This window comes from Xanthomonas sp. A1809, assembly GCF_017746015.1.
In the GTDB taxonomy this organism is placed as follows: domain Bacteria; phylum Pseudomonadota; class Gammaproteobacteria; order Xanthomonadales; family Xanthomonadaceae; genus Xanthomonas; species Xanthomonas euvesicatoria.
Genome location: NZ_JAGHWZ010000006.1, coordinates 133,194 through 145,775, shown reverse-complemented (window position 1 = coordinate 145,775; position 12,582 = coordinate 133,194). Strand labels below are relative to the sequence as shown.

Genomic DNA, 12,582 nt, shown 5'->3' with positions numbered 1-12,582 from the left:
AGGCGGCGCGTCGATGCCGCCTGTGTCTGCAGGCGTGCTGTGGGCTGCAGCGTGTGACGCCAAGTTGCTGCGGTTTTAGCCGGCAGCGTCCAGAAGCGCCGGGCGCTGCAGCTCCACCGTGACATGCACCAGTTCTTCGTGGATCTGCAGTGCGCGGCGCACCAGCTCCGCATCGATATCGGCTGCAGTGACCAGGCTGACGACGCAGGCATAACGCTCGCTGCCGACCCGCCAGACATGCAGGTCGGCGATGTCGATCGCATGCCCAAGCTCGGCGATGACCTGTTTCACTTCGGCCACCACTGGCGCGTCCATCTCCGCATCCAGCAACACGCTGCCGGTGCTGCGCAGCAGCCCCCAGGCCCAGGCGGTGACCAGCACCGCGCCGACGATGCCCATGAGCGGGTCCAGCCAGGTCACGCCCCAGTGCATGCCGGCCACCAGTGCGACGATGGCGAGCACCGAGGTCGCGGCATCCGCCACCACGTGCAGATACGCCGCGCGCAGATTCAGATCGCTGTGCGCCTCCTGGCCATGACCATGACCCCCGTGCGTGTGCGCATGTCCGTGACTGTCATGCGCGTGCACGTGACCATGGTGGTGACCGTGCGCATGCCCATGCGAGTCGCGCAACCACCATGCGCAGATCAGATTGACCAGCAGGCCGATCAGCGCAATCACGGTGGCCTCCTGATACTGGATGGGCTTGGGCGTGAACAAGCGTTCCACCGACTGGAATGCCATCAGCGCGGCAACCCCCAGCAACAGGACCGCGCTGGTGTAACCGCCCAGCACCTCCACCTTCCAGGTGCCGAAGGTGAAGCGCACATCGCCGGCGTGCTGCCGCGCAAAGCGGTAGGCGAACAACGCCAGTCCCAGCGCCAACGCGTGCGAGCTCATATGCCAGCCGTCGGCGAGCAGGGCCATGGAATTGAGCGTCCAACCGCCCACGATCTCCACCGCCATCATGAGCACGGTCAGGATCACCGCCTTGCGGGTGCTGCGCTCGGCGAGCGGGTTGGCGCTGGCAAAGGTATGCGACTGCGCGCAATGCGGCGCAGCGTGCGTGGTCGACATCGGCGGTAGCTCTGGCTAAGGTACCCCCAGAGGGTATCCTAAATACCCCCAGGGGGTATATGGCATGGCACATCTCAATCAGGACAAATCGAAACTGCTCGCGCGCGTGCGCAGGATCCGCGGGCAGGTGGAAGGGCTGGAAAAAGCCCTGGCGCAAGACGTGGACTGCACCGCGTTGCTGACCCAGGTGGCCGCATTTCGCGGCGCGGCGCAGGGCTTGATGGTCGAGTTGCTCAGCGAGCACCTGAAGCATCACGTGGCCGCGCCGGATGCATTGGGTGAGCGTGAGCTGGCAGTGGATGACATCACGGCCATCCTCAAGACCTATCTGAAGTAAGCGCGGCCGACACACCATTGCGCTCATCCCCGGCCGGTTATGGTCCAGGCGCGCGGGACGGCCTGCATGTGCGTGTCGCGCCGCGTCGTCCTGACGCGCGGCACCCTGGCGCTTGCAGTCAGTGCGCCGCCGGCTCCAGCGTCAGCAGCACCACATCGTTGCTGCGCATCGGTACCGCGATGGCAACCACGCCATCGGCGCCCACACGCACACGACGGTCCTGTTCGGGCGCATCGCGCGTGGCCTGTTGCAACTGCGTCAACTGACGCGGCGCAAGCGCCTTGGGCATGCCCATGTCGATATACAGCGATAAGGGGTCGTTGCGCCGATAGCCGGTCCTGCGCACCTGCAACTGGTAGGTGCCGGCAGGCACGTGGGTCATGCGCATCTGCAACGGTGCGCTTTCGGTGGCGGGCACCTGTTTGGTGTAGAACGGCGTATTGCTCACCGCCTGCACGGGCTGCTGCCAATCCCACACCAGCGCGGCGACACGCGTGCCGTCCGCTGCGGCGAGGGAGTGTGCGTCGCTCAGCGGCACATCGCGGCCCTTGAGTGCATTCAAATATTTGTAGGCGAACCAGGCCGGCTTGCGAATGCCTTCGCGGTTCATCAGCCCGAATCCGCCGTGGAAGGGCGTGGGCGGTGGGCCGGGTTCTTCGAACAGATCGGTATAGGTCCAGTAACTCATGCCCTGCACCAGGCCTTGCACCTGCTTGAGCTTGGTCAGGATGTACGGCGCGCTGATGTAACTGTCGTGGACGAAATCGCGCGGCGTATAGCTGCTGCTCCACTCGGTGAAGTACAGCGGCAGGTCCGGAAACGGCGAGGCCTGGATCTGTGCGCGCACGCGCCGCACATCGCCGACGATGGCATCCGGCGACGCAGACAGCTTGGTGTCCTGGTTGCCGTTTTCATCGAGAAACCCGCCATCCACGCCATAGGTATGTGTCGTGACGAAATCGATCGGCAGCTTGTTGGTGGCGATAAAGGCCAGTAACCCGGGTACCCAGGCGGCGCCTGCCGTGGATGGACCGCCGACGCGCAGTTGCGGGTCGATCGCCTTGATGGTGCGCGCCGTGTTCGCATACAGATCGAAGTACGCCTGCTGGTCGGCGTTCTCCCAGAAATCCTTCAGATTGGGCTCGTTCCACACTTCGAAATACCACTGGCGCACTTCCTCGGCACCGTAGCGCGCGCGGATGTGGCGCACATACGCATCGATCAACTGCCTCCACTTGGCAGGATCCGGGTGCGAGGTGTTGCCCTTCCAGTAGAACAGAGTCTGCTCGGAGGTCTTCATCGCGCTTGGGGTAAAGCCCAGTTCGACGAAGGGACGGATGCGTTTGGCCAGCAGTGCGTCGTACAACTGATCCAGCTTGGTCCAGTCGTACACCAGTTTGCCGTCGACCTGTTTGACGGTGCCGAGCACATCATGGAAGACATCGTGGAAGCGGATGTAGCGAAACCCCAACTCCTGCACGGCAGGCAGCAGATGCGCCTGCGTGTCGCTGCGAATCAAGGTGCCGGGAAAATCCGAGCCAACCGACAGGTCGTAGAAACGATCGACCGGCGCACCAGCCGTGGCCAGATCCAGCTGGATCGTGCGCGGCGCTGCGTGCTGCGCCGGTGCAGAAGCCGTCACGCAGCACAGCGCCGCCGCCAACAAGACATGTGAACGCATCGTCGCTCCTGCTGAAGTGCCAGCCGGCAGCCTAACGCATATGCGGCAGACCACTGCCGACATGCGGAGTGATGTCGCGGGGCCAACAGCATCGCTAGGCAGCGGCCATGCGAACGCGGCCGCGGCTTGGCATCGGACGTGCCGTGCGTACGCTGCGGCGGCTGTGTGTCGTCTGTCTTACCTGCCGACATCCCGCGACGGGTGTTCGCCGCTTGGGCCAGGCAATGACGGCGGACGCAAAAAAACCGCATTCGAATGTGTAAAGGGTGCTTGACAGCAAGCGCCAGTGGGCGCATCTTGCCTGTCAAGCGTACTTGACAGGCGACTGAGATGCGGCGGCAGCATAGGCACATGGAATGCAGGCATCACCGCGCAACGCGATGCGCTGTGCGCACGGTCGCCGGGCGTGCGCGCAGCGATCGGGCAGCGCGTCATGGCTTCACCGAGGCCGTGCGATGACTAGCTGCAAGCGCAAGGCGCTGCTGGTGTTCTGCGTGGGGCTGGTCTTCCTCGGCATTGGGCTGCTGGGTCTGTGGCACGTGCTGCCGTTGAACAACTACCTAGCCGGGGTCAGTGCCGGTATTGGTGGCTCATGCATGCTGCTGTCGGTGCCGATGTGGCTGGCGCGCGGCAATCCGCGCGATAGCACCCGTCCGGCGTTGGCGCGGCGGTACTACCGCGAATTCGGCATCCCGATGCTGTTGTACGTGCTGGTGATGCTGTTCTGGCGCTATCTGCTCGGGCATGTCGGGCCGCACTGGGCGCGCGTATTGATCGCCCTGCTGCCGGCGGTGCTGGTGGTACTGGTCATTCGTGCGGTGGCGCGTTACGTGCGCGATTCGGACGAGATGCAACGACGGATCGAGCTGGAAGCGATCGCCATTGCCGCCGGCCTGGTCAGCGGTGCGTACATGACGGCCGGATTTCTGCAGGCCGCCGCGCTGATCGATGTTCCGGCGAGCGCGGCGATGCTGTGGGTGTTTCCGTTGCTGTGCGCCATCTACGGCATCACCAAAAGCATCCACGCGCGTCGTTTTGAATGAATAGCCGCGTGCGCGAATTGCGCGAGGCCAATGGGTGGTCGCAAGGAGAACTCGGCGAACGGCTGGGTGTGTCGCGGCAGACGATCAACGCGCTGGAAACAGGCAAGTACGATCCCAGCCTGCCGTTGGCGTTTCGGATCGCACGCCTGTTTGGGGAATCGATCGAGCACGTTTTTCTTTACGAAGACGGGCAGTAACGGTCACGTGTGGCCGCATGCAGCGTCGGGGGACAGGCAATGCCAGGAGACAGGATGACGATGGTCAAGCAATCCACGATGGTGGCGGCAGTGCTGATGGCGATGCTGGCTGCCGGATGCCAGCGCGCCGCAGCGCCGGCCGCAGCAAACGACGTTGCAGCAAAATCCACCGCGACAGCGCCGGGTACGACTGCGCAGCAGTCCGCCTCAAAAATGCCGCCCGGCACTGCCGCGGGCAATCGTTACGGCACGCTGCTGTTCACGCCGTGCACGCTGAGCGCTGGTGGTGCTGCCGGCAACATCGAAGCGCAATGCGCGAGCCTGCGCGTGCTTGAAAATCCGGCCGCGCCGAGCGGGCGCAGCATCGCGTTGAAGATTGCCTGGCTGGAAAGCGAAGCCGGCGCCGGCAGCACGCCGGACCCGGTGTTCTTCATCGCCGGTGGACCGGGGCAATCGGCCACTGAGGTCGCGGCGATCGTGGACATGGGCCTGCATGAAGTGCGCAAGCAGCGCGACATCTTTCTGGTCGATCAGCGCGGCACCGGCGGCTCGCATCCGCTGGAGTGTCGCGACGCGGCGGGCAAGCCGCTGGCGCTGGAGAACAGCAGCCAGGCCTCCGCCGAGCAATTGACTGCGTATGCGGCCCGATGTGCCGACGGTTTGCGCAACGACGCCGACCCGCGCTACTACACCACCAGCGAAGCCATCGGCGATCTGGATGCGGTCCGCGCAGCGCTGGGCGTGCAGACGCTGAATCTGATCGGTGCCTCGTACGGCACGCGCGTGGCGCAGCACTATGCCGCGCGTTATCCGCAGCACACGCGCAGCGTGGTGATCGATGGCGTGGCGCCGAACGATCTGGTGATCGGCGGCGAGTTCGCGCGCACCTTCGAAGATGCGATCGCGCTGCAGTCTGCGCAATGTCGCCAGCAGCCTGCATGCGCCAGGCGTTTTCCAGTGGATACCGCCACGCAGTTGCGCCAGGTGGTCGAGCGGCTGCGGCAGGCACCGGTGGCGGTGGACTACCGCGACCCGCGCACCGGTGGCTTACGCCACGAGCAGGTCACTGCCGACACCGTGGCCGGCCTGGCGTTCGGTTTCTCGTATGCGCCGGAAACCGCATCGTTGCTGCCGTTGGTGCTGGACGAAGCTGCCGCAGGCCGTTACGCCTCGTTGATGGCCTTGGCGCAGATGAGCGCATCGGGCATGTCCGATCAGATGAATCGCCTGATGCAATGGTCGGTGTTGTGCAGCGAAGATGCCGGGCGTTATCACCCACCCGCACACCAGGACACCACGTTACTGGGCAACGAGGTCGCCGAGATGTTCTTCGCACCGTGCAAGGTGTGGCCGTCCAAGCCGGCGCCGGCCGCCGCAAGCGCGCCGTTCCGCTCCACCTTGCCGGTGTTGCTGCTCTCCGGCGCGCTCGACCCGGTCACGCCGCCACGCTACGCCGAGCGCGTGCTGCAGGGGCTGCCCAACGGCCGGCATGTGATCGCGCCCGGGCAGGGGCATGGCGTGTTCCGGCTGGGCTGCATGCCCAAGGTGCTGAGCCAGTTCATGCAGACCGCCGATGCCAAGGCGCTGGATACCACCTGCGTTGCCAGCCTCAACACCGTGCCTGCCTTCACCTCGTTCAACGGATGGGAACCATGAGTCGCATCGACCACGCCACGGAGGCGCTCGCATGATTGTCGTCGATACCCTGCATAAGTCGTTCAAGACCAAGACCGGTCTGGTGAAAGCCGTCGACGGGGTCAGCTTCAGCGCTGCCGACGGCCAGATCACCGGGCTGCTCGGCCCCAATGGCGCCGGCAAGACCACCACCTTGCGCATGCTCTACACGTTGATGACGCCCGACCAGGGCAGCGTCACGGTCGATGGCGTGGATGCCGCCCGCGACCCGGTGACGGTGCGCCGCGCACTCGGGGTGTTGCCGGACGCACGCGGCGTCTACAAGCGCCTGACCGCACGCGAGAACATCGCCTACTTCGGCCAGTTGCATGGCCTGTCGCGCAGCCAGATCGCACAGCGCACGCACCTGCTGGCCAGCGCGTTGGACATGGACGATATTCTCGACCGCCAGACCGAAGGCTTCAGCCAGGGCCAGCGCACCAAGACCGCGATTGCGCGCGCATTGGTGCACGATCCACGCAACGTGATCCTGGACGAGCCCACCAACGGACTGGACGTGATGACCACCCGCGCCATGCGCGGCTTCCTGCAGCAGCTGCGTGCGGAGGGGCGCTGCGTGATTTTTTCCAGCCACATCATGCAAGAGGTCGCCGCGCTGTGCGACCGCATCGTCATCATCGCCAAGGGCAAGGTGGTGGCGTCCGGCAGCGCCGACGAACTGCGCGCTGCCACCGGTGGACACAACCTGGAAGACGCCTTCGTCAAGGCGATCGGCTCGGACGAGGGACTGCACGCATGAGCACCACATCGTTGTTGTCCACGCTGTGGACCGTGCTGCGCAAGGAATTGCGCGACATCTCGCGCGACCGGCGCACCCTGGCATTGGCGTTGCTGTTGTCGCCGTTGCTGTACCCGATCCTGATCCTGGGCATGGGCGCCTTGAGCGAAAGCCGCGTGCGCACGCAGATCGACAAGCCGCTGGAGATCCCCACGCTCGGCCGCAGCAACGCACCGAATCTGGTGCGATTCCTGGCCGCGCAGGGGCTCAATGCCGTGGATGCGCCAGCCGATCTGACCGCGGCCATTCGCAACCAGGATGTGGATGTGGCACTGCGCATCAGCGACAGCTACGCCGAGGATTGGCGCGAAGGCCGGCCGGCGCTGGTGGAGATCATCAAGGACAGCACCCGCCGCGAGGCCGATGTGCCGAGCATGCGCTTGCAGGCCGCGCTCACCGGCTACAGCCAGCAGGTCGGCGCATTGCGGCTGCTGGCGCGCGGTATCGATGCGCAGGTGTCCAGGCCCCTGGAAGTGGCCGCGCAGGACCTGGCCACTGCCGAAGCCAAGCGCGGCCAGATGATGGCGATGCTGCTGCCGGTGTTGCTGGTGATCACCTCGTTTCTGGGCGGCGCCTCGTTGATTCTGGACGCCACCGCCGGCGAGCGCGAACGCCAGTCGCTGGAGCCCTTGCTGGCCACGCCGGCGCCGCGTAGCGCCATCGTCAGCGGCAAGATCGCCGCGGCCTGCGTGATCGGCATGGTGTCGCTGTTGCTCACCTTGCTGGCCTTCAAGCTGAGCGCGCAGCTGTCCACATCCAACCTGGGTCGCCAGCTCAACGTCGGCTTCGTGCCGATGCTGCAGATGCTCTTCATCCTGGTACCGATGCTGTTTGTCGGCACTTCGCTGCTGACCTATCTGGCCGCCGCGGCCAAGAGCATGAAGGAAGCGCAGGCGCACATGACCTGGTTGCTGCTGCTGCCGATGCTGCCGGGCTACGCCTTGATGGCCTATCCGCTGAAGACGCAGCTGTGGCATTTTTCGGTGCCGTTTCTGGCGCAGAACCAGATGCTGTTGAAGGTGATCCGCCACGAGACCATCAACCTGCAGACCTGGGCGGTGTATCTGCTGGCCGGCTTCGGTGTGGCGGCATTGCTGTGGTATGCGGCAGTGCGCCGGTATCACCAGGAGCGCCTGGCGATTTCGGGCTGAGGGTATTGGGTGGCGGCTGTTTGCGGCAAGTCCCGGCGGCACCCTGCAACGCGCAACACCAGAGTTGCACCACCGCTACAACGCAAAAGCCCGCATCGCTGCGGGCTTTTGCATTTCCATGTCATCAACGACCCAGCGATCAATCGCCCGGATTGAACGACAGCGTACGCCGCGTGGTCACCGGTGCGGCCACCGGTTCGAAGCGCCAGCGCTTGACCGCGTTGAGGGCTTCGCGGTCGAACACGCGCGGCGGGTTGGCGCGCAGCACACGCGAGGCGGTGATCGAGCCGTCGGTACCGACCGTGAGTTCTACCAGCACTTCGCCAGAGGTCCCCGAGCGCAGGGCTTCGGCGGGGTAGCGCGGTGCCGGGGTGCTGATCGGACGCAGCGATTGCGCGGCCGGTGCGGCTGCAGCGGCGGCTGCCGGCGCCGGACGCGGTGCCGCCGGTGTGGGTGCCGGCGCTTCGGCCTGACGCCGCGCAGCGGCCTGGCGCTCGGCCTCGGCGGTCTGCTGGCGGGCCGCTTCCTGCTGGGCGGCAATCTGCTGGGCAGCGGCGGCCTCGCGGCTCTGCTGCTCGGCCAGACGCTTCTGCTCGGCCGCCTGCTTGGCCTTGTCCTCGACCTGCTTCTTGGCCAGCTCGGCATCCTGCTCGGAGCGGTTGGCAGCAGTCTTCATGCCCGTTTCCAGGCCGCTTTTCAGGCGCGGCAATGCCGGTGCCTGCGGGTCGACCTTCTCGATCAACGCGATCAAACGCTGCGCTTCGGGAAATTCTTCGCGGCTGATGCCTTGTTCGGCGGCGATCAGGGTATAGGGAAGCAGATCGGTCAGTGCGCTGTTGACGGTGGCATCCTGCGGCTGCTTCTCGCGCAAGGCCAGGTAGTACTCCACCGCGTTGTCGCCGGCCGGGGCGTACATGCGGTTGTCCTGCAGCGCTTTGGTGGCCGATTCGCGCAGTTGTTCGGCAGCCATCGACTGCACCTGCGGCGAGACCGCCGTGGCCGGCGTGGGTGCCGTTGCCGCCGGTGTGGCGCCGGTCGCCGGCGTGGTGGTGGCGGCCTTGTCTTCCTGCTTGGAGCAGGCGGCCAGGCCCACCAGCAAAATGACCGGCGCGATCCGGCGTGCCATACGGCCCTGTGTCAGATCCAACATGCGTCCCCCTTACCCCGAGTGCGAAAGATAACGTTGCTGCGGCGAGCGCCGGCCATTGTTCCCGCAATGGACGGCAATGCCGCAATCTAGCATTGCTGGGGCGGTCTAAGCCAAGGGTTGCGCTGCAGATCGCCGAAATTTATCCCGCCGGGGTCGCCATGACCGGCGGGGCCGGCACGCGAGCGGCCGGTTCGGGCAGCGGCGGGGCAGGGCAGTAGCGCTGCAGGAAGTCCGCGTGCGCAGGCAACCGCACCAGCGCCGCCTCCACCCGGGCGCGGATGGTCTCCAGAAAGCGGCCCAGCTCCGCATCGCCCATCAGGTCGGCCACCGGGTGGTGCTGCTGCGGCACCACGCCCTGGCCCAGCATCACCTGCACCCACGAGTTCTCGGCGAACAGCTCGTTGGCCTGATGGAAGACCCGCCCGCTCTGGCGGAACAACTCCACCCGGTGGCGCAGCGAATCGGGGATGTCCATGGCCGCGCAGTCGCGCCAGAACGGCGTGTCGCGGCGATCGGTGGCGTGGTAGTGCAGGATCACGAAATCCCGGATGTGGGTGATCTCCTGGGCCGCCTGACGGTTGTACTCGGCGATGTCGGCAGCGTTGATGATCTGCGGAAAGGTCTGCAGCAGGCGGATGATGCCGCGCTGGATCAGATGGATGTTGGTCGATTCCAGCGGCTCCAGGAATCCGCTTGCCAGGCCCAGCGCCACGCAGTTCTTCTCCCACACGCGGTGGCGCTGGTTGGGCGTGAAGCGCAGCGGCCGCGGTTCGGTCAGCGCGCGCCCGGTGAGGTTGCGTTCCAGCACCGCGCGGGCGCCATCCTGGTCCATGTAGCGGCTGGAATACACGAGGCCGTTCCCCACCCGGTGCTGCAGCGGAATGCGCCACATCCAGCCAGCCTGGTCGGCGCGCGAACGGGTGTAGGTCACCGGCGGACCCACCGATTCGGTCTGCACCGCCAGCGCGCTGTCGGCGAACAACCAGCGCGACCAATCGTCGCTGCCCACGCCCAGCGTCTTGCCGATCAGCAGGCCAGCAAAGCCGGTGCAATCCAGGAACAGGTCGCCTTCCACCCGCGTGCCGTCCTGCAGCGTCAGTGCGGTGAGAAAGCCGCTTTGCGCATCGGTCTCCACCTGGCCGATGCGGCCTTCGATGCGGGTGACGCCGAAGCCTTCGCTGAAGCGGCGCAGGAAGCGCGCGTACAGCCCGGCGTCCAGATGGTAGGCGTAATTCATGCCGCCATTGGGCAGGTGCGCGAAGCGGCCTTCCTGCGCCGCACGCAGTTCCAGGCAGTAGTCGCCGAAGTCGCGCGCCACTCCACGCTGGCACCCCTTCAACCAGAAATGCTGGAACCCGGCGCTCCAGTGGTCGGTTCCGGCATGCCCGAAGGAATGGATGTAATGCTGGTCCACATCGCGCCAGTGTTCGAAGGCGATGCCGAGCTTGATGGTGGCCTGGGTGGCGGCCATGAAGGCGGCTTCGTCGATTTCCAGCAAGCGGTGGAAGGTGACCAGGCTGGGGATGGTGGCTTCGCCCACCCCCACCGTGCCGATCTCGTCGGACTCCACCAGGGTGATCTGCAGGTGCCGGCCCAGCAGTTTCGACAGCGCTGCAGCCGCCATCCAGCCGGCCGTGCCGCCACCGGCGATGACGACGCGGCGTACCGGGCGCTGTTGCGGGTCCGAAGGCGTGGTGTCGGGCATGGTCAAATCCTCAGCGATTCAAGCGTTGCAGCAGCCGCGCACGCAGGCTGCGCGCGCTGGCGTCGTCCATCGGGGCCAGCACGCCGCGTGCGGCATCAGGCAGATGCGCGGCGGTGCTTTCGTCGGACTCGAAGACATAGTGGCGGAACACTTCCTGCCAGGTGGCGCGTTGTTCGGCCGGCAGGTCGCGGATGGTCAGCAGCGCCAGCATCAGCGCGTTCATCGGCGAATCCATGTAGGCCGGGCTCTGCCGCCACCAGAAATTCACCAACACGTTGAAGCTCTCCAGTGCCTCGACGTGATGCCACCACATGCTGGGAATGAACAGCGCATCGCCCGGCGCCAGCTCGGCGACCAGGGCGTGGTCCAGCGCCTGCGCATAGCGTGGAAAACGCTGCAGGTCCGGTGCGGCGATATCCACCAGGCTGACCGGCTGCCCGGCCGGGGTGAGATCCAGCGGGCCGATGTAGAGATTGGCCAGCTGATCGGGCGGGAACAGCGTAAAACGGCGGCGCCCGGCAACCACGCAGGCCAGGTTGTCGGGCAGGTCCTGATGGGCAGCGATCCGGGTGCGGTTGCCGATCCAGATGCTGGCCAGCGGCTCGCCCTGTGGCAGCGCGATCGGGTTGTGCGCGCGCAAGCCGGGCAGGTAGGTGTCCAGCGTGGTGGAGCCGACGTAGATCGCCGGCGGCTGGGAGGCGTGCAGGTCGCGCAGCAAGGTGTCCAGCACCACGCCCAACGGCACGCGTTCGGGGCGGAAATTGAAGCCGCTCATGTCTGCGTTGTAGAAAAAGCGCCCACCGATCTCCGGTGGCCCAACCTGCGCCACCACCGCCTCGCCGCGGTCGAAACCACGCAGGTAGGCGGCAGCAGACTGCGCAGAACTGGCACCGGCGCGGGCCAGCGGCCAGTCGCGCACCAGCCCGCGCAGCACCAGCGGGCTGGTGGAGCGAAGGATGGCCGGGTCCAGCTGTTGCCGGTCCAGGCCGTGACGCTCTTGGATGGGGCGTGGCTCAGCCGGCATGACGGCGGTTCATGCGTTCGAGCAGATGGCGCAATTGCGCAATCGAGGCCACCGCCATGTACAGCGGTTCCAGATCGCCATGCCGGTGCAGTTCGAGCAGCGCCGCCTCATCGAGTGCGCGCAGGCGTTCTTCGTGCACGACATAGAGCCCGGCCAGGCGGCATTCCAGGCCGTTGTTCAAGGTGGCTTCGAACACGAAGGGTTCGAGCAGGTCGTAACGCAACGCACGTTCGACGAATGCCGTGCTGGCCGCCAGGCCATCGTGCAGCGTGCGCAGCACCTGGCTGATGTGGTCCAGAAATTCGGTGGTGCCGCCGTGTTCGCGAAACAGCAACTGGCCCTCGGTGGTGCTGACGCGTGGGCTGTCCAGGTCCACATGCACCATCGGCCCATCGGGCTGTTCGCCGATCAGGAACGGCTGGCGTTGAATCGCCAACGGAACATAGGGCGCATCCCAACGCGCGCCATCCAGGAACAGGTTCTCGCCCAGGCGTAATCCCAGCAATGCCAGCGGCTGGAAACTGCGCTCGCCGCTGCGATGGAACACGATGGGGTATTGCGCCTGCAACTGGCGAAATTCCTGCGGAAAGGTCGCAGCCGACATCACGTCATCGCCGTAGGCGGCGCCGTGCGCGGTGATCACCCGCAGATCGCGGTGATCGAGATTGTTCAACAACACGGCATTGGTCATGGGGATTGGCACTGCACGCGGGGGCGCGTGGCCCATGCTTCAACGAATCGCCA

At 65.9% G+C, this 12,582-nt stretch carries 12 protein-coding genes; 6 read left to right on the top strand and 6 right to left on the bottom strand.

Annotated elements, in window-relative coordinates:
* Nucleotides 1–75: 75 nt before the first annotated feature.
* Nucleotides 76–1,077 (bottom strand): CDF family Co(II)/Ni(II) efflux transporter DmeF, encoded by a 1,002-nt coding sequence (gene dmeF, locus J7396_RS11090; RefSeq protein WP_031424726.1) that lies wholly within the window; start codon nt 1,075–1,077, stop codon nt 76–78.
* Between the two features lie 64 nt (nt 1,078–1,141).
* Here dmeF and J7396_RS11085 point away from each other — a divergent pair, with 64 nt between their 5' ends.
* Nucleotides 1,142–1,414: a metal/formaldehyde-sensitive transcriptional repressor gene (locus J7396_RS11085; RefSeq protein ID WP_008575145.1), complete on the top strand. Its 273-nt coding sequence runs from the start codon at nt 1,142–1,144 to the stop codon at nt 1,412–1,414.
* 118 nt (nt 1,415–1,532) lie between these two features.
* On the opposite strand, the gene J7396_RS11080 is transcribed toward J7396_RS11085, so the two are convergent.
* Nucleotides 1,533–3,095 carry a beta-xylosidase gene (locus tag J7396_RS11080; RefSeq protein WP_209261458.1) on the bottom strand — a complete coding sequence of 521 codons (1,563 nt, stop codon included), beginning with the start codon at nt 3,093–3,095 and terminating at the stop codon, nt 1,533–1,535.
* A 455-nt stretch (nt 3,096–3,550) separates the two neighbouring features.
* Here J7396_RS11080 and J7396_RS11075 point away from each other — a divergent pair, with 455 nt between their 5' ends.
* From J7396_RS11075 to J7396_RS11055, 5 genes are read left to right on the top strand one after another with little or no spacing between them, the layout of a single operon-like run.
* On the top strand, nt 3,551–4,138 hold the full coding sequence (locus tag J7396_RS11075) for a hypothetical protein (RefSeq protein WP_011348946.1): 588 nt from the start codon (nt 3,551–3,553) through the stop codon (nt 4,136–4,138).
* Nucleotides 4,135–4,335 carry a helix-turn-helix transcriptional regulator gene (locus J7396_RS11070; protein WP_008575151.1) on the top strand — a complete coding sequence of 67 codons (201 nt, stop codon included), beginning with the start codon at nt 4,135–4,137 and terminating at the stop codon, nt 4,333–4,335. Before J7396_RS11075 ends, J7396_RS11070 begins: the two co-directional genes overlap by 4 nt.
* A 54-nt stretch (nt 4,336–4,389) precedes the next feature.
* Entirely contained in the window at nt 4,390–5,991 is a 1,602-nt protein-coding gene (locus J7396_RS11065; RefSeq protein WP_209261457.1) for an alpha/beta hydrolase, read from the top strand.
* Nucleotides 5,992–6,022: 31 nt separating this feature from the next.
* A complete protein-coding gene (locus J7396_RS11060) occupies nt 6,023–6,769 on the top strand; it encodes an ATP-binding cassette domain-containing protein (RefSeq protein WP_209261456.1) in 747 nt (248 codons plus the stop codon).
* Nucleotides 6,766–7,959: an ABC transporter permease gene (locus J7396_RS11055; protein WP_014091357.1), complete on the top strand. Its 1,194-nt coding sequence runs from the start codon at nt 6,766–6,768 to the stop codon at nt 7,957–7,959. The genes J7396_RS11060 and J7396_RS11055 overlap by 4 nt, the downstream gene beginning before the upstream one ends.
* A 139-nt stretch (nt 7,960–8,098) precedes the next feature.
* On the opposite strand, the gene J7396_RS11050 is transcribed toward J7396_RS11055, so the two are convergent.
* From J7396_RS11050 to J7396_RS11035, 4 genes are all read right to left on the bottom strand, one after another.
* The gene (locus J7396_RS11050) at nt 8,099–9,109 is read right to left on the bottom strand and encodes an energy transducer TonB (RefSeq protein ID WP_046932079.1); all 1,011 of its coding nucleotides are present in this window, start codon (nt 9,107–9,109) and stop codon (nt 8,099–8,101) included.
* A 139-nt stretch (nt 9,110–9,248) separates the two neighbouring features.
* A complete protein-coding gene (locus J7396_RS11045; protein ID WP_033479117.1) occupies nt 9,249–10,814 on the bottom strand; it encodes a tryptophan halogenase family protein in 1,566 nt (521 codons plus the stop codon).
* Between the two features lie 10 nt (nt 10,815–10,824).
* Nucleotides 10,825–11,838, bottom strand: a complete 1,014-nt coding sequence (locus J7396_RS11040) for a cupin-like domain-containing protein (RefSeq protein ID WP_109290473.1) — start codon at nt 11,836–11,838, stop codon at nt 10,825–10,827.
* Complete coding sequence (locus J7396_RS11035) at nt 11,828–12,529, bottom strand: SapC family protein (RefSeq protein ID WP_008576490.1); 702 nt, start codon at nt 12,527–12,529, stop codon at nt 11,828–11,830. The genes J7396_RS11040 and J7396_RS11035 overlap by 11 nt, the downstream gene beginning before the upstream one ends.
* Nucleotides 12,530–12,582: the final 53 nt, after the last annotated feature.